The sequence below is a fragment of the Flavobacterium anhuiense genome (assembly GCF_900101855.1).
Lineage (GTDB): Bacteria > Bacteroidota > Bacteroidia > Flavobacteriales > Flavobacteriaceae > Flavobacterium > Flavobacterium anhuiense.
On record NZ_FMVC01000003.1, the window covers coordinates 72,130 to 87,247 of the forward strand.

Below are 15,118 nucleotides of genomic sequence, written 5' to 3' on the forward strand. Positions count from 1 at the left end.
AATCATTTTAATCTGTGAAATCTGTGGCAATTAAAGCATCATCACAAAATACAACTTTCAAAAAAATCATTTTATTCCTATTTATCGCAATCTCCTGTAGCGCGCTTGCACAAAAAGACGGTTATTGGGATAAAGAGCGTGCTACAACAAAAGAAATTATGGTTCCGGCACGCGATAGAATTTCTATACCAACAGAAGATTTACCTGTTGGAACTACAGAAATTGTCTATAGAATTACCCTTTTAGATAAAAATCAAGAAATGGCCAATAGCTTGGTCTCTTTATTGAAAGCAATACCAGATCCAACAGGCGTAAGTCAAGGTTCTGCGGGCGCAGTGTTCTTGATGTCGAAAATTTCAGGAGATGATGAATGCACGTATTCGATTTTTACTTCTAATGAAAACGCGAAAAAATACGTTACAGACGGTAAAATAGATAAAGCTTGTTATTCTCAGGCAGAACCTGTAAGTAAAGACGCCAAGCGTTTATCTATTGGCAAATCTTCTTGTTTAAAAGAAAATATCAGTACAATCTGGTTTGGTTTTGAAAGCAAGAATTGGCTATTAAGCCAAAAAGTAGTTCTGGAAGTAGTGCCATGGGTAGACACAAAACTAAACCGTGGCTGGAATCAGGACAATAAAAATGAAATTATAAGTTTGTGCAAAACATCTACAATGGCACAAAAAATGGCCAATTCAGATGATTTTTGCGTTTGTATTCTCAATAAAATCATGAAACAATATCGTTACGATGAGTTTCAAAAATTATTAGCTGTCGAAAAAACAAAAGTCTACAAAGATTTTGGAAACAGCTGTTACAAAGATGCTGATATATCCAAAAATGTATTCAACGATTTAAGAAAACAAGTCGTGTCTTTAATTAAAGTGCAAAAATATAACGAAGCAATTCCGAAATTAAATACAATTGTAAACGAAGGCAAAGCAACTGCTGTAGATTACAGTTCGCTAGGTTATTGCTACATTTTGACTAAGCAATATGCAAAAGCATTAAAAGTGCTTCAAGAAGGAGAAAAGCTGGATGATACAGAATTATTGGTCAAATTAAATTTAGCACATACTTATTTGGTAAGCGATGATTATAGCGCTGCCAAAGCGATTTACAAAAAATATCAGTCTCAAAACGTAACTGATAGTTTAAGCTGGGTTGCAAAAACAAAACTCGATTTTCAAGCTTTTGAAAAAGCAGATCTGCCTTCAAAAGATTTCGAAAAAATCTTAAAATTATATAATTAAGTTTCTAAGTTACTGAGATACTAAGTAACTTAGATGTGAAATGCTTTGTAAAGTATCTTTTTTTAACTGAGCAACTCAGCATCTTAGCATCTTAGAATCTTAGCACCTTAAAAAATGAACGCATCTTATCATAAATATCTACTAGAATTTAAACGCCCGTCTGGAACTTCCCGAGGAATTATGACCGAGAAAGAAACTTGGTTTATAATACTAGAAGAAAATGGAAAAAAAGGAATAGGAGAGTGTGGTATTCTGCGTGGCTTAAGCGCAGATGACCGTCCAGATTACGAAGAGAAACTAAAGTGGGCTTGCGATAATATTCATTTAGGAGAAACAGCACTTTGGAATGCCTTATTAGAATTTCCTTCCATACAATTTGGAATAGAAATGGCTTTTTTATCGCTTAAAAGTGAAAATCCATATCTTTTATTTCCCTCTAATTTTACTGATGGTGCAAATTCAATTGCCATAAACGGATTAGTTTGGATGGGTGAATCTGCTTTTATGAAACAGCAGATTGAAGAAAAATTGGCCGATGGTTTTAGCTGTATAAAACTTAAAATTGGAGCTATTGATTTTGATAAGGAATTAGAATTGCTGCAATTTATCAGAAGCCATTTTTCTGCTGAAGAAATAGAAATCAGAGTAGATGCAAATGGTGCTTTTTCTTCAAAAGTAGCTTTAGATAAACTAAATCAATTAAAACAATTTCAGCTTCATAGCATCGAACAGCCTATCAAAAAAGGCCAAATCGTAGAAATGGCTCAATTGTGTAAACAAACGCCATTCCCAATCGCTTTAGACGAAGAATTAATCGGCGTATTTTCGTTTGAGGAAAAAGAAAAATTGCTTCAAGAAATTAAGCCTCAATACATCATTTTAAAACCAAGTTTCATTGGTGGTTTTCGTGGTACGCAAGAATGGATCACTTTAGCAGAAAAATACAATATCGGCTGGTGGATTACATCTGCATTAGAAAGCAATATCGGACTGAATGCGATTGCACAATGGACATTTACATTAAACTCAGACATGCCGCAAGGTTTAGGAACTGGAGCATTATATACTAATAATATAGATTGTCCACTAGAAGTAAAAAATGGCCAGCTTTGGTATAATGCTTCTAAGAATTGGGAAAAGTTATTAAGTCTCTAAAGTGCTAAGATTTTTTTTACGCTCTAAAAGTTGACTAAATCTCAACTATTGTTTTCTTGAGACTTAGAATCTTAACACCTTAGAAACTTAGTGTCTTTTACTCTTTTCCTCCCAACAAACTATCCTGCCAATCTTTCAATTCCTTCCATTTTCCTTGATAAGCCATTAATGCTTGTTTAGCCCAAGTACTAGGATTATGCATCGCATAGTTTTCTCCGCCGGCATCCAAAATAGCTTGTAACTTCTCTGTAGAAGCTTGCGAAAGGTTTTGCCATGTTTTTATTCCTGCCTCGATAAATAAAGATTCTATTTTTGGACCAATTCCTTCCACTATTTTCAAGTCATTTTCCTTTATTTTTTTTCCTAAAGCACTTAAGGCTAATGCAGGTTCAAACGGAATTATTTCAGGAATTACTGTTTTATTTTTCGCAGCAAGTTCTGCTTCTAATTTTAATATTCTTGAGTTTAAATTTTTTGTATGCGCTTTGCAAACATCTAAATCAGCTTGAAGAGATGCTGAAAGAGCATTATCATTCTTAAAAGTAATTTTTCCTAGTATGTAACCTAAAATCCCGCAGATTACACCTAGTGCTATTGGTATTACAACATAAGGCACATTCATGATCGTTTTATTTTAGAGTTTAAACTATAGTAAGTTTTTAGTTATGTAAAAGATTATTTTAGACTGATAACTAGTTGTTTGACGAGGAATGAATTCTATCAAAATTACTTAAAATAATAATTGCAAGATGTTAACAATCAGTTATTTTGATGCTTTTTTCAATATGACAAAAAGCATCAATTAACATATTTTTCATTTTTTATAAGTTCAAGGGCTTGATTAAAATGAGTAACTTGCATAAAAATAATCTAGAATTAAAATGGTTGAAATAGAAAGAAAGTTTCTTGTAAAATCTGACGCATACAAGAATAAAGCTTTTACTCAGAATAAAATTGCTCAAGGCTATTTGAGTTCTGCTCCCGAGCGAACGGTTAGGGTTAGAATTAAAGGACACAAAGGCTTTATAACCATAAAGGGAATAAGCCATAGCGGCGGTATGTCTCGTTTTGAATGGGAAAATGAAATTCCGCTTGATGAAGCTCAGGAATTATTAAAATTATGCGAAAAAGGCAAAATTGAAAAAACACGCTACGAATTACAATCTGGAGAACATGTAATTGAAGTAGATGAATTTTATGGAGAAAATGAAGGCTTAGTAATGGCTGAAATTGAACTAAATTCTGAGGATGAAGTTTTTGAAAAACCAGAATGGCTCGGAGAAGAAGTTACAAACGACGAAAGATATTACAACGCTTATTTAAGCAAAAATCCTTATAAAGACTGGCAAAAGTAAAATGACAGAATCAATATATGACCTTGTTATTGTAGGAGGCGGACCGATTGGGCTTGCCTGTGCAATAGAAGCAGAAAAGAAAAATTTAAAATATGTAATTATAGAAAAGGGCGCGATCGTTAATAGTATTTTTAACTATCCGCTTTACATGACCTTTTTCTCTACCGCAGAAAGATTAGAAATTGGCGGCATTCCGTTCAATTGTCTGGCACCAAAACCAGGGCGACAAGAAGCTTTGGAATATTATAGAAATATTCACCGCTATTTCAAATTCAATATTAATTTATTTGAAAAAGTTCTTGATATTCAGAAAAATAAAGAAATTTTCAAGATTGCAACGGATAAAAACAATTACGAATCAAAGAATGTTATAATCGCAACTGGCTTTTATGATATTCCGATTGAAATGAATGTTTCAGGAGAAAATCTTCCAAAAGTCCGCCATTATTATAAAGAAGCACACGAATATGCGTTCAGAAAAGTTTTGGTTGTCGGAGCCAATAATTCTTCTGTCGATGCTGCGTTGGAATGTTGGAGAAAAGGAGCAGAAGTGACAATGGTTATTCGTAAAAACGAAATTAATAAGCGCGTAAAGTATTGGGTAAAACCTGATATCGAAAATCGAATTTCCGAAGGAAGCATTAAAGCTTATTTTGAATCTAATATTACCGAAATCCGTGAAAATGAAGTAGAAATTCAAACACCAAACGGAAAAGTTACAATTGAAAATGATTTTGTTTTGGCGCTAACGGGCTACAAACCAGATTTGAATTTTCTTGAAAAAATCGGAATTCAGCTTTCTAATGACGAACTGAAAATCCCTGTTTATAATCCAGAAACGATGGAAACTAATGTAGAAGGTTTATTTCTTGCCGGAGTAGTTTGTGGCGGAATGCAAACGCATAAGTGGTTTATAGAAAACTCCAGAATTCATGCTAATATGATTGTAGATTTTATAAGCACAAAGTAAAAAGTTTGCCACGAATTACACGAATTTCCACAAATTTTATAAGTTTAGTTTTTACTTTATAAAAAAGAAATTAGCGTAAATTCTTGTAATTTGTGGCAAAAAAACTTTTAAGAACTACAAGACAACATAGAACAGCCAACCTTAGTTCTAGCCCAATCTGGACGTTTTGCAAACCATTTTTCAGATTCAGGTTGTTCGTCATACGGATTTTTCAAAAGCTGAAACAATTCATCAACCAAAGAATAATCCTCTTTATCTGCAGCATCAATTGCTAATTGTGCCATATAATTTCGCAGTACATATTTTGGATTAATCTGGTTCATTTTTTCTGAACGTTCATCATCCGAAAGTTCTTCTACATTTAATCTTTTCAGATAAACTGTAAACCATTTTTGCCAAGCATCTAGAATATTTTCTTTTATTTCTTCTGGAATATAAAAAGCATATTCTATTTTTTCGAATGCTTGTTCTACAGAATCATCTTTTTTAATCTTGCTCAGATTTCTAAAAAAGATAGTCATATCCGTTTCTGATAACTGTAAAATTTCTTCTAAACCTTTAATAATTTTATCGTCAGCTTCGCTTGAAGTAAATATTCCTAGTTTACTCAAAAACATTGTTTTGTAATCCTTTTCAAAGTCAGTTATAAATGTGTCTAGGATTTTTTCTAAAGGCGCAGCTTCATTAATTAATGGATAAAGAGCATTTGCCAATTGAAACAGATTCCATTGAGCAACATGAGGCTGATTTCCGAAACGATATCTTCTGTTTTGACTGTCTGTAGTATTTGGAGTCCAATCTGGATCATAGTTTTCTAGCCATCCATACGGCCCATAATCTATTGTAATGCCATGAATAGACATATTGTCTGTGTTCATTACTCCATGCACAAATCCGACACGTTGCCAGTGCAAGATCATTTCACGCGTTGTATCAGCCACTTTTTGGAAGAATTTCAAATATTGTTCTTTTGGTTCTCCTGTGATTTCAGGGAAATAATGTTTGATTGTAAATTCTACAAATTGCTTTAAGTTTTTCAACTCATTTCTGGCTGTTAACATTTCGTAACTTCCAAAACGAATAAAAGAAGGAGCTACTCGGCAAACTACAGCACCTTTTTCATAAGCTGGATTTCCGTTATACAAAATATCCCTTAAAACCTGATCTCCAGATAGAACAAGTGAAAGCGATCGGGTAGTGGGAACTCTCAAATAATGCATCGCTTCAGCACATAAATACTCTCTTATCGAAGAACGTAAAACAGCCAAACCATCTGCAGTTCTTGAATAAGGAGTTTTTCCAGCGCCTTTTAATTGCAGAGTATAAAACTTATTGTTATTTTCAACTTCTGTTAAATTGATAGCACGACCATCACCCAATTGTCCTGCCCAATTTCCAAATTGATGCCCTGCATAACACATTGCGTACGGCTTAGTTTCTGGAAGAATCTCTTTTCCAGAAAAAACATTTAAAAACTCTTCTGATTGAATTTCATCTTTAGAAATACCAACCAATTCAGCAACTTCTTCAGAAGCGTGAATCAATTTTGGATTTGAAGGCTGTGTCGGATTTACGTACGAAAACAGCGTATTTTTTACCTGACGAATTTCATTTGTCAAATCTGGATCTGCTGGTAATTCGGCAGTAAATCGATTATTTATTTTTAGATTTTTCATTTTGTTTTCTTTCTATATGCCACAGATTACAAAGATTAAAAAGATTTTCTGTGTTATCTATTTGCCACGAATTGCACAAATTTTCACGAATGTTTTTTCAACTAAATCCAAAAATTAGTGGGATTTTGTGCAATTCGTGGCAAACAAAAAAAATTTAATCTGTGACAAACTTAAAATTAGCCAATTAGCATATCAGCGTACATTTTTTTAAGTTTTTGAATTTTTGGATCAATTACCACTTGGCAATATCCAGCTTCTTGATTTTCATTATAATAGTTTTGATGATAATCTTCGGCTTCGTAAAAAACTTCAAAAGGTTTTAATTGCGTTACAATATGATCTGCATAAGCAGGTTGCACTTCTTCAAAAACTTTTTCTGCAATTTCTTTTTGCTTATCATCGTGATATAAAATTATGGAACGATATTGTGTTCCGCTATCGCCTCCTTGGCGATTTAAAGTTGTTGGATCATGACTTGTCATGAAAATGAAAATTAAGTCATGATATGAAATTATGTCAGGGTTGAAAGTCACTTGAATCACTTCGGCGTGTCCAGTTCTTCCTGTACACACTTCACGATAAGCAGGATTCTTTATAAATCCGTCTGAATAACCCGATTTTATTGATTCTACACCTTTTAATCGCTGGATTACAGCTTCTATACACCAAAAACATCCGCCACCAAAGGTAGCTACTGATAAATTTCCCATAAATAATACTTTCTTTAAAGTTTAATGCCTATTAATTCGATAGGATATTATGATAATTTATTAAAAAAAAGTTGTTTTAACTAAAAATACTAAACGGTAATATAGTGTTTGAAGTTTACTATTGATAAATTCGCAATTTTATAAAAAAACTATATATATTTGCAGTCAAACACAAGGCACAACTAATGAATAGCAAAAATAGTACCATGACACTGGAAACTTATTTTCAGGAATTTAGAAAGAATATTGTCGGTATAAATCAAGAATTTATTTCGCCTTATGGCAGAAAATCAATAATTTACACAGATTGGACTGCCAGCGGAAGACTATATCGTCCGATTGAAGAAAAACTATTAAATCAGTTTGGTCCTTTTGTCGCTAATACTCATACCGAAACTACTGTATCTGGTACTGCTATGACAAAAGCATATCATCATGCCAGACATATTATTAAGCGTCATGCCAATGCAAACAACGATGATGTTTTAATTACGGATGGAACTGGAATGACTGGAGTTATCAATAAATTTCAGCGTATTTTAGGTTTGAAAGTTCCTGAGAATTTAAAGAGTTTTACCAATGTTCCTGCAGAAAAAAAACCTATTGTTTTTATTTCTCATATGGAACACCATTCTAACCAAACTTCATGGTTGGAAACTATTGCAGATGTTGAGATTATTCCGTCTTGCGAAAAAGGTCTTTTTAATTTAGAGAATCTTGAAGCTTTACTAGAAAAATATAAAGATAGAACTATCAAAATTGCTTCTATTACTGCCTGTTCAAATGTTACTGGTTTAAGAACTCCTTTTCACGAAGCGGCAAAGTTAATGCATCAATATAATGGTGTCTGTTTTGTTGATTTTGCTTGTTCTGGTCCTTATGTGGAAATTGATATGCATCCAGCTGATCCAGAAGCTTATTTGGACGCCATTTTTATGTCACCTCATAAATTCCTTGGCGGTCCTGGAACTTCAGGCGTTTTAATTTTCAATAAAAAATTATACAACAACATGATTCCTGATTGTCCAGGCGGAGGAACAGTAAGCTGGACAAATCCGTGGGGAGAGCATAAATATATTGATAATATTGAAGATCGTGAAGATGGCGGAACCCCTGGTTTTCTTCAAGTTATCAAAACTGCACTCGCAATTGAACTAAAAGAAGAAATGGGAATTGAAAACATTATGGAGCGTGAACATGAAATTGTCGATTATGTTTTTTCTGAATTGGAACCAGTTTCGAATATCAAAATTTTAGCTGGACAACACAAAGAACGTCTTGGGGTAATTTCATTTTTTATTGATGATCTTCATTTTAATTTAGGGGTTAAAATCTTAAATGACCGTTTTGGAATCCAAACTAGAGGAGGATGCAGCTGTGCTGGGACTTATGGCCATTATTTATTGCATGTTGATCAGGAAACTTCAAATAAATTGGTCAACGAAATTACTATTGGTGATTTGATCAAAAAACCAGGATGGATTAGAATGTCAATTCACCCAACTACAACCGATGAAGAAATTGCTTTTGTTTGTAAAAGCATTAAAGAATTAGCAGCCAATCATAAAACTTGGGCTTTGGATTATTCTTATGATAAAAATCGCAATGAGTTTATTCATAAAGACGCTACTTCGTTTGAAGACGAATTGGTTGAAAGCTGGTTTAGATCTTAGATTTTTCTAAAAAAGCCAATAAAGATTTTTTAGCCACAGATTATACTGATTAGCGCAGATTTTTTTAAATCCTTTTAATCTTTATAATCTGTGGCTAGTTTTTTTAACGCAAAGAGCGCAAAGATTTTTTTTTAAGCTTTCTTGATTATCTGTCTGGTTATTGAGGTCGCAAAATTATAAACGCGAAAGGTTTAAAAACCTGTCGCGTTTGTTTTTTTAATTTTTTAAAAGGAAATTAAATCTTTTGAAATTGTTTCAGCGCAGAAAGAGCTTGCGATTGCACTTTTTTCTGAAAGAAACCAGTCCAGCCTAATAAATAACCGGTAAGTCCAAAGGCTTGTTTAGACCATTTCCAGACATCAAAATTATCGGTATGTTTGATAATTAAGCCGTCTTGAAAGATAAATTCCGCTGAAATTTTATTAATGACTTTTCTGTTTGTTTTGCTAAAATTGTAAGTAGCAATCCAATTTGCAGAACCTGTTGTGTCGTCTGCCTTAACATTTGAAAATTCAATTTTTAAGCTGCCTTTACTTTTTAACAACAGCATTTCCCACATTTTAGAAACCTGTTCTTCTTTTAACAAACCAAAAGCTGGATCTATAAAATGAACTTTCGGATGATAGTATTCGCTCATGGTTTTAGCGTCGGCATTCGCGAAAGCGGTATAAAATTTTGTAATCAAGGCTTCATTTGAGTTCATAAAAAAATATTTATGTTAAATATAAGATTTATTATATTAAAAAATCACTATAAAACACTAATTTCTTTAGCTGTATCAAATGTTTTTTTAGATTTATCAAACGCTGTAGAGAAATATTTCACTTTGCTATAAGCTGTAAAATGCCCAGTTAGATTTCCTGAGATATCTGGTCCGCCTGCAATGATGAATCTTATCGCATAAATATCGGTCTTTTTAAGCTTCAGCCATTCTGCTGGTGTAAAATAATAGTAAGCAGTTGTTTTGCCGTCTGCCGATTCTTTTACATTTTTATCTGTGCAAGCAATGACATCGGCATTTGTCAAATCAACGTAAACGCCTCCAGCAATTTTTGCTTTGTCGCTCGCCGTAGAAATGGTTAGTTTTAAAATACCGCCTTTTTCTGTTTTGGCTATCTGTACATTTATCTCACCAGAATAAGCATATTTTTCGCAGATAAATGTATATTCTTGTGTTGCAGGATATGGCGCAGAGCCTTTTACGCTCATAGTTTGCTGTGCAGAAGCAAATGTTGAAATAAATAATAAAAGAAGAAGCGGTAGTTTAAAATTCATAAGTATTATAATTTATTGATCGGCTAACTTGGCATCAAATTTTTCATCCCAATCCATAGATTTTATGGCAGAAATGAGATTGTCTTCATTTACAAAAATGCGCAATTCTTTATTGGCAACTTTTTTGGTGTACAAAGCATGATAGCGGTAAATGACTTCATGTTTGGTTTTGTAAACTCCATCTAATTTTAAATCTATAAAACTTCCGTAGTATTGTCTAAATCTTTGGCAGGTTTTGGTTAAACGCTCTTCTGTTGTGTTTTCCATAACCGATTTAGTTACTTCCGTTTCATTAAAAGGTTTAAATTTTGAAGTATTACAAGTTTCTAAAACTCTCTTCCCTAAATCATAGGCTTTTCGCTGCTGATTTGCATTTACTTCTTCTGTAGAAACTTTTTTAATTTTTAAATCTTCAGTATCTCTGCTAACGGTTTTAGATTTACATCCAATTAATAACAACAAACATATAATCAATCCTGCTTTCTTCATAACTATTTAAGTAATTTTTAATAATAAGTTAGGATCGGGACAATTTTCGATATAGAAGTTTAGGTCTTTTGTGTTGCAGACTCCAGGATAGTCTCCCCAATAATCTCCAATGTTGTGGATAATCTGAAAATGGACATGAGGTGCATAATCGCCATTTACAGAGGCTTTTCCTAAGGTTGCAATTTTTTCGCCTTTCTTAAAATTGTCTCCGACATTTAAATTCTCTATACTTTCTAACGACAAATGTCCGTATAAAGTATAAAATTTTTCATTTTCTACTTCATGTTCCAATATAATAGTAGGGCCATAGTCGCCCAAACCAATATTATTTTTAAAACTATGCACTGTACCGTCAAGGGCGGCAAGTACAGCAGTTCCAGCTTCTGCCCACAAATCTAATCCGATGTGAATATTGCGTTCGGGTTTTGAGGCATCTAAAAAAATGGGGCTTCTTTGATATAAAAATCTCCCTTCTATATAACCTCCAAATGCAACTTTGGCGTTGTTTTCTTTTAAGAAACTTGAAATATATTTTTCAAAATCTTCCGAAGTATCTAATTTCTGATTTACCAGTTCTTGATTCGAAACCGATAAATTTAAAGGTGTATATTCAGAAAGATTGATTGAGGTATCAATAACTTTAGTAGGTGGTAAGGCGTTTAAGATTGAGGCAAGGGGTTTCATAAAATTAAGCTACTTTATTTATAATTATTAATTCGTTATGTACTTCTATGCGAGGCAGCATTTTTGCTTTAAACATTTTCGGATTTACTTCAACAACATATTTTCTGTTTCTAACATTGTGAGCTTCTTCCAATATCATGGTGTTGAACAAAACAAAACCATTATCTTTTAAAATGGTACAAACTCTATCAACAAAAAACTTTTCAAACAAAAAATTAGGCATGTGAGTATCTTCAAAAATGTCTATAATAATGAGATCGTATTTGTCTTTTGTCTTGAGCACAAATTCAAATGCGTCATCAATAACAACTTCTAACTGTTTAATTTGATTCAGATTAAAATACTCATTGGCAATCTGAATCATATCAGGATCGATTTCAACTCCTGTAATTTTTTCTTTGTATGCAATCTCGTCTACTAAAGTTTTAACCACACTTCCACCGGCAACTCCCAATAGCAGAATATGTTCCATTTCTAAGATTTTATCGTAACCAATATTTCGAAGTCCATACCTTAATATACGTTGTAGACTTCCGTATGAATAATTTGTGTTTTCAGTGTCTAATACTAATTCGCCATTTGCCCATGTAACTTCGATCATTTTGCTTCTGGCTGATTTTTTCTTAAATATTTTTATTGGAATTATATAACTGAAAAATTTTCGAATCATTTTTTATGCTTTTACTCAAATTTACCATTAAATCTTTTATTTTGCACCAAATATTAAATCTTTCATGAAAAAACTATTATACAAATTCATCTTTTACAAGCTAATGGGCTGGAAGATAGTGGGAATGGAAAATGCTGAAGTAAAAAAATGTGTATTAGTAGTAATGCCTCATACCAGTAATCATGACTTTTATATAGGTCTATTAACTCGTGGCATATCTGGATTGCAGATGAATTTTGTAGCAAAGAAGGAGTTATTTAAATTCCCCTTTGGTTTTTATTTTAGAAATGTCGGCGGAGAGCCGCTAGATCGTACTGGAGGATTGAATAAAGTGGATGCGATTGCTTCTATTTTTGATAGAAAAGAAATCTTCCGTTTGGCTGTTGCTCCAGAAGGAACCAGAAAAAAAGTTAACGAAATAAAAACAGGATTTTATTTTATCGCGCTTAAAGCGAATGTACCAATTGTTCCCGTTGCTTTTGATTGGGTTAAAAAAGAAGTGAATATTGGCAAGCCATTTTATCCGACTAAAAATTACGAAGCCGATTATGAAATTTTGAAAAAGCATTATGAAGGAGTTGAAGGTAAAATTCCTGAAAATGGCATCAAACTGTAATTTCTGAGAATTTTTCCAAACGCGTGAGAATCGCGTATTTGAAAAATTTCTTGACAAAGATTCAAATACGCGCTAATTTTTGCATTATGGAGAATAGGCCTTAAATGTGCCGTTTTTATAGAACAAGACAATTTTTTCAATTTCACTATCTTCCAAATTGAAATTTTCGTTTTTTAGAACAGGAGATTTTTTGGTTTCTCTTTTTTCTTTTTCTTCCGAATTTATTTCCACAACCGAAAATAGATCATTTTCCACATTCTGATTCGATAGAATAGGAGAAGATGATTTTTGAGTTTCAACAGCTTCTTCACTATTACTTTTAGGGAAAGTTCCTCTCCCTATCAAAATCCAATATAAATCTACATCTGGAAAAACTTCTAGAATTTTCATTACAAAATCTAAACTTGGCTTATTTCTTCCTGACAAAAGATGAGACATGCTAGAACGTTGCACACCAATTTTATCGGCAAAAGCAGATGCGTTTAAGCCATAATATTCCAATACAGATTCAAGTCTTTTTACAAAATCATCTATGTTTACCATTGTAAATTCGTGCTCTAAATTCTTCCATTTACAAATGTAAACAAAAAGAAAGAGTATTTGGATATTATTGTTGTAATTTTAATTAGAGTTCATTTTTATGTTAAATTTAAAATTTAGATAGATAATTACAACTAACTGAAATTTATCTATTTAAGTGTTTGTTTATAATGTAAAAATCTCAATTGAAACAAGTTATAAAGATTAATGTTAAAACTCTTCAAAAACTGTTTACAATTCTAAATTATTATTTTTTTAATCAGTTTACAATTGTAATAATAAAGATGTTTACTTTTGTAAACTAATCGAAATACAATGAATTTAGAACAGCTTTTTACACAATACAAGGAACAGTCCATATCTGGCAGATATCTAACTTTAGATCATATTAAACCACTTTTAGATAAGTTAAATACAAATGGTCAAGTACAGATTATTGGCACATCTGTTTTAGGAGAACCTATATATAGCTATCAAATTGGAACGGGAAAAACGCGAGCATACCTATGGTCGCAAATGCACGGAAACGAAAGCACAACAACAAAAGCCTTATTTGATTTCATTAATTTGCTGAATGACGATACCGATTTTGCTAAACAAATGCTGAATACCTTCACATTTTACTGCATTCCGATACTTAATCCTGATGGAGCAAGGCTTTATACTAGAGCAAACGCAAATGAAATTGACTTAAATCGTGATTCACAAGATTTGACTCAACCTGAGAGTAAAGTGTTACGCCAGATTTTTGAAGAATTTAAACCTGACTTCTGCTTTAATCTTCATGATCAGCGTACTATATTTGGAGCAGGAACAACTGGAAAACCTGCAACTGTTTCTTTTTTAGCTCCTTCTTATAATGAAGAAAGAGATGTAAACAATAATAGATTAAAAGCCATTAATATCATAGCTGGAATCAATGAAGAACTCCAAAAGTATATTCCTGGACAAGTTGGACGCTTCGATGACTCTTTCAATATTAATTGTATAGGAGACACTTTCCAGTTTTTAGGCGTGCCAACCATATTATTTGAGGCAGGACATTTTCCAGAGGATTATGAGCGAGAAATTACGAGGAAGTTCATATTTTTCTCGTTAATTTTAAGCTTCAAACTGATATCCGAAAACGATTTAGTTGACAATAGATTTTCCGAATATTTGAATATTTCACAAAATAATGTGGTTTTTTATGATTTTATGTATAAAAATGTCAAAATAAATTATGATGGTATCGAAATTATTACGAATTTTGTCGCACAATACAAAGAAGAATTAATCGAAAATAAGATTCATTTTAACGCTTACATAGTTGAAGTAGGCGAATTGGAAAATTATTTTGGTCATTATGAATACGACGCAAAAGGAGCAGAATATTCGGACGATTTCCAAAACTTTCCAAAAACGGGTCAGAAAGCAAATTTTTATTTAAATAAAAATGTTAAATTTGTTAACGGATTAATAAAAAGTTAATTTTTATGTGAATTTGTTGTTTTTTATATATAATTTTATACTTTGTAATAGCAATTAGTAATATTAATTAAACAATTATGAGTAAATTTCGTTTAGATGAAGTAGATCACCAGATTTTAGATATGTTAATAGACAATACGAGAGTTCCGTTTACTGACATTGCAAAAAAACTTTTGATATCTGCTGGTACAGTACACGTTAGAGTTAAAAAGATGGAAGATGCCGGTATCATCATGGGATCTTCATTAGCCTTAGATTACGATAAATTAGGTTATTCATTTATTGCTTATGTAGGGGTTTTTCTTAATAATACATCTCAAACTAAATTTGTATTAGAAAGAATCAATCAAATTCCATTCGTAACTGTAGCTTCTGTAACTACAGGAAAATTCAACATCTTTTGCAAAATTAGAGCAAAAGACACTAAGCACGCGAAAGAAGTTATCTTTATGATTGACGATATTGATGGTGTTTACAGAACAGAAACAATGATTTCATTAGAGGAAAGTATAAACGATAAGAAGCGTTTGATGCATACTATTTTCAAAAATATGTAAGAACTTTTCTTGAATGCTATATTAA

At 32.4% G+C, this 15,118-nt stretch carries 17 protein-coding genes; 8 read left to right on the forward strand and 9 right to left on the reverse strand.

The features are described from left to right. Nucleotides 1-14 precede the first annotated feature (14 nt). Both BLP44_RS08275 and BLP44_RS08280 read left to right on the forward strand, forming a co-directional pair. Nucleotides 15-1,253 (forward strand): tetratricopeptide repeat protein, encoded by a 1,239-nt coding sequence (locus BLP44_RS08275; RefSeq protein WP_091131581.1) that lies wholly within the window; start codon nucleotides 15-17, stop codon nucleotides 1,251-1,253. 114 nt (nucleotides 1,254-1,367) lie between these two features. Continuing rightward, nucleotides 1,368-2,408, forward strand: a complete 1,041-nt coding sequence (locus BLP44_RS08280) for an o-succinylbenzoate synthase (protein ID WP_091131585.1) — start codon at nucleotides 1,368-1,370, stop codon at nucleotides 2,406-2,408. Nucleotides 2,409-2,505: 97 nt separating this feature from the next. On the opposite strand, the gene BLP44_RS08285 is transcribed toward BLP44_RS08280, so the two are convergent. Then, complete coding sequence (locus BLP44_RS08285; RefSeq protein ID WP_091131588.1) at nucleotides 2,506-3,030, reverse strand: hypothetical protein; 525 nt, start codon at nucleotides 3,028-3,030, stop codon at nucleotides 2,506-2,508. 259 nt (nucleotides 3,031-3,289) lie between these two features. On the opposite strand from BLP44_RS08285, the gene BLP44_RS08290 reads away from it, so the two are divergent. Further along, the gene (locus BLP44_RS08290) at nucleotides 3,290-3,763 is read left to right on the forward strand and encodes a CYTH domain-containing protein (RefSeq protein ID WP_091131591.1); all 474 of its coding nucleotides are present in this window, start codon (nucleotides 3,290-3,292) and stop codon (nucleotides 3,761-3,763) included. 1 nt (nucleotide 3,764) lies between these two features. Further along, nucleotides 3,765-4,733: a YpdA family putative bacillithiol disulfide reductase gene (locus BLP44_RS08295; RefSeq protein ID WP_091131595.1), complete on the forward strand. Its 969-nt coding sequence runs from the start codon at nucleotides 3,765-3,767 to the stop codon at nucleotides 4,731-4,733. A 107-nt stretch (nucleotides 4,734-4,840) separates the two neighbouring features. Here BLP44_RS08295 and BLP44_RS08300 read toward each other — a convergent pair whose 3' ends face one another. Beyond that, a complete protein-coding gene (locus tag BLP44_RS08300; protein ID WP_091131598.1) occupies nucleotides 4,841-6,409 on the reverse strand; it encodes a protein adenylyltransferase SelO in 1,569 nt (522 codons plus the stop codon). Nucleotides 6,410-6,585: 176 nt separating this feature from the next. Next, nucleotides 6,586-7,119, reverse strand: coding sequence for a peptide-methionine (S)-S-oxide reductase MsrA (gene msrA / locus BLP44_RS08305; protein ID WP_091131601.1), 534 nt, complete (start codon nucleotides 7,117-7,119; stop codon nucleotides 6,586-6,588). A gap of 185 nt (nucleotides 7,120-7,304) precedes the next feature. Between msrA and BLP44_RS08310 the strand changes: the two genes are divergently transcribed. Continuing rightward, complete coding sequence (locus tag BLP44_RS08310) at nucleotides 7,305-8,792, forward strand: aminotransferase class V-fold PLP-dependent enzyme (RefSeq protein ID WP_091131605.1); 1,488 nt, start codon at nucleotides 7,305-7,307, stop codon at nucleotides 8,790-8,792. Nucleotides 8,793-9,027: 235 nt separating this feature from the next. Here BLP44_RS08310 and BLP44_RS08315 read toward each other — a convergent pair whose 3' ends face one another. The 5 genes from BLP44_RS08315 to BLP44_RS08335 are packed head-to-tail and all read right to left on the reverse strand — an operon-like array spanning nucleotide 9,028 to nucleotide 11,910. Next, the gene (locus tag BLP44_RS08315) at nucleotides 9,028-9,495 is read right to left on the reverse strand and encodes a nuclear transport factor 2 family protein (protein ID WP_091131608.1); all 468 of its coding nucleotides are present in this window, start codon (nucleotides 9,493-9,495) and stop codon (nucleotides 9,028-9,030) included. A gap of 47 nt (nucleotides 9,496-9,542) precedes the next feature. Next, nucleotides 9,543-10,067: a hypothetical protein gene (locus BLP44_RS08320; protein ID WP_091131612.1), complete on the reverse strand. Its 525-nt coding sequence runs from the start codon at nucleotides 10,065-10,067 to the stop codon at nucleotides 9,543-9,545. Nucleotides 10,068-10,079: 12 nt separating this feature from the next. After that, on the reverse strand, nucleotides 10,080-10,556 hold the full coding sequence (locus tag BLP44_RS08325; protein WP_091131616.1) for a hypothetical protein: 477 nt from the start codon (nucleotides 10,554-10,556) through the stop codon (nucleotides 10,080-10,082). Between the two features lie 6 nt (nucleotides 10,557-10,562). After that, entirely contained in the window at nucleotides 10,563-11,240 is a 678-nt protein-coding gene (locus BLP44_RS08330) for a peptidoglycan DD-metalloendopeptidase family protein (protein ID WP_091131619.1), read from the reverse strand. Nucleotides 11,241-11,244: 4 nt separating this feature from the next. Then, a complete protein-coding gene (locus BLP44_RS08335; protein WP_091131622.1) occupies nucleotides 11,245-11,910 on the reverse strand; it encodes a spermidine synthase in 666 nt (221 codons plus the stop codon). A 64-nt stretch (nucleotides 11,911-11,974) separates the two neighbouring features. Between BLP44_RS08335 and BLP44_RS08340 the strand changes: the two genes are divergently transcribed. Next, nucleotides 11,975-12,526: a 1-acyl-sn-glycerol-3-phosphate acyltransferase gene (locus BLP44_RS08340; RefSeq protein WP_091131625.1), complete on the forward strand. Its 552-nt coding sequence runs from the start codon at nucleotides 11,975-11,977 to the stop codon at nucleotides 12,524-12,526. A gap of 84 nt (nucleotides 12,527-12,610) precedes the next feature. Here the strand turns inward: BLP44_RS08340 and BLP44_RS08345 are convergent, their stop codons facing one another. After that, entirely contained in the window at nucleotides 12,611-13,069 is a 459-nt protein-coding gene (locus BLP44_RS08345; protein WP_091131628.1) for a helix-turn-helix domain-containing protein, read from the reverse strand. A gap of 312 nt (nucleotides 13,070-13,381) precedes the next feature. On the opposite strand from BLP44_RS08345, the gene BLP44_RS08350 reads away from it, so the two are divergent. Further along, nucleotides 13,382-14,536: a M14 family metallopeptidase gene (locus tag BLP44_RS08350; RefSeq protein WP_091131632.1), complete on the forward strand. Its 1,155-nt coding sequence runs from the start codon at nucleotides 13,382-13,384 to the stop codon at nucleotides 14,534-14,536. 77 nt (nucleotides 14,537-14,613) lie between these two features. Continuing rightward, nucleotides 14,614-15,093 carry an Lrp/AsnC family transcriptional regulator gene (locus BLP44_RS08355; RefSeq protein ID WP_008468989.1) on the forward strand — a complete coding sequence of 160 codons (480 nt, stop codon included), beginning with the start codon at nucleotides 14,614-14,616 and terminating at the stop codon, nucleotides 15,091-15,093. The last annotated feature ends 25 nt before the right edge of the window (nucleotides 15,094-15,118 follow it).

Bases quoted from the DNA above. Each gene is read 5' to 3' on its own strand.
- BLP44_RS08280 (WP_091131585.1), top strand. From the start codon at position 1,368: ATGAACGCATCTTATCATAAATATCTACTAGAATTTAAACGCCCGTCT.
- BLP44_RS08285 (WP_091131588.1), bottom strand. From the start codon at position 3,030: ATGAATGTGCCTTATGTTGTAATACCAATAGCACTAGGTGTAATCTGC.
- BLP44_RS08290 (WP_091131591.1), top strand. From the start codon at position 3,290: ATGGTTGAAATAGAAAGAAAGTTTCTTGTAAAATCTGACGCATACAAG.
- BLP44_RS08295 (WP_091131595.1), top strand. From the start codon at position 3,765: ATGACAGAATCAATATATGACCTTGTTATTGTAGGAGGCGGACCGATT.
- BLP44_RS08300 (WP_091131598.1), bottom strand. From the start codon at position 6,409: ATGAAAAATCTAAAAATAAATAATCGATTTACTGCCGAATTACCAGCA.
- msrA (WP_091131601.1), bottom strand. From the start codon at position 7,119: ATGGGAAATTTATCAGTAGCTACCTTTGGTGGCGGATGTTTTTGGTGT.
- BLP44_RS08310 (WP_091131605.1), top strand. From the start codon at position 7,305: ATGAATAGCAAAAATAGTACCATGACACTGGAAACTTATTTTCAGGAA.
- BLP44_RS08315 (WP_091131608.1), bottom strand. From the start codon at position 9,495: ATGAACTCAAATGAAGCCTTGATTACAAAATTTTATACCGCTTTCGCG.
- BLP44_RS08320 (WP_091131612.1), bottom strand. From the start codon at position 10,067: ATGAATTTTAAACTACCGCTTCTTCTTTTATTATTTATTTCAACATTT.
- BLP44_RS08325 (WP_091131616.1), bottom strand. From the start codon at position 10,556: ATGAAGAAAGCAGGATTGATTATATGTTTGTTGTTATTAATTGGATGT.
- BLP44_RS08330 (WP_091131619.1), bottom strand. From the start codon at position 11,240: ATGAAACCCCTTGCCTCAATCTTAAACGCCTTACCACCTACTAAAGTT.
- BLP44_RS08335 (WP_091131622.1), bottom strand. From the start codon at position 11,910: ATGATTCGAAAATTTTTCAGTTATATAATTCCAATAAAAATATTTAAG.
- BLP44_RS08340 (WP_091131625.1), top strand. From the start codon at position 11,975: ATGAAAAAACTATTATACAAATTCATCTTTTACAAGCTAATGGGCTGG.
- BLP44_RS08345 (WP_091131628.1), bottom strand. From the start codon at position 13,069: ATGGTAAACATAGATGATTTTGTAAAAAGACTTGAATCTGTATTGGAA.
- BLP44_RS08350 (WP_091131632.1), top strand. From the start codon at position 13,382: ATGAATTTAGAACAGCTTTTTACACAATACAAGGAACAGTCCATATCT.
- BLP44_RS08355 (WP_008468989.1), top strand. From the start codon at position 14,614: ATGAGTAAATTTCGTTTAGATGAAGTAGATCACCAGATTTTAGATATG.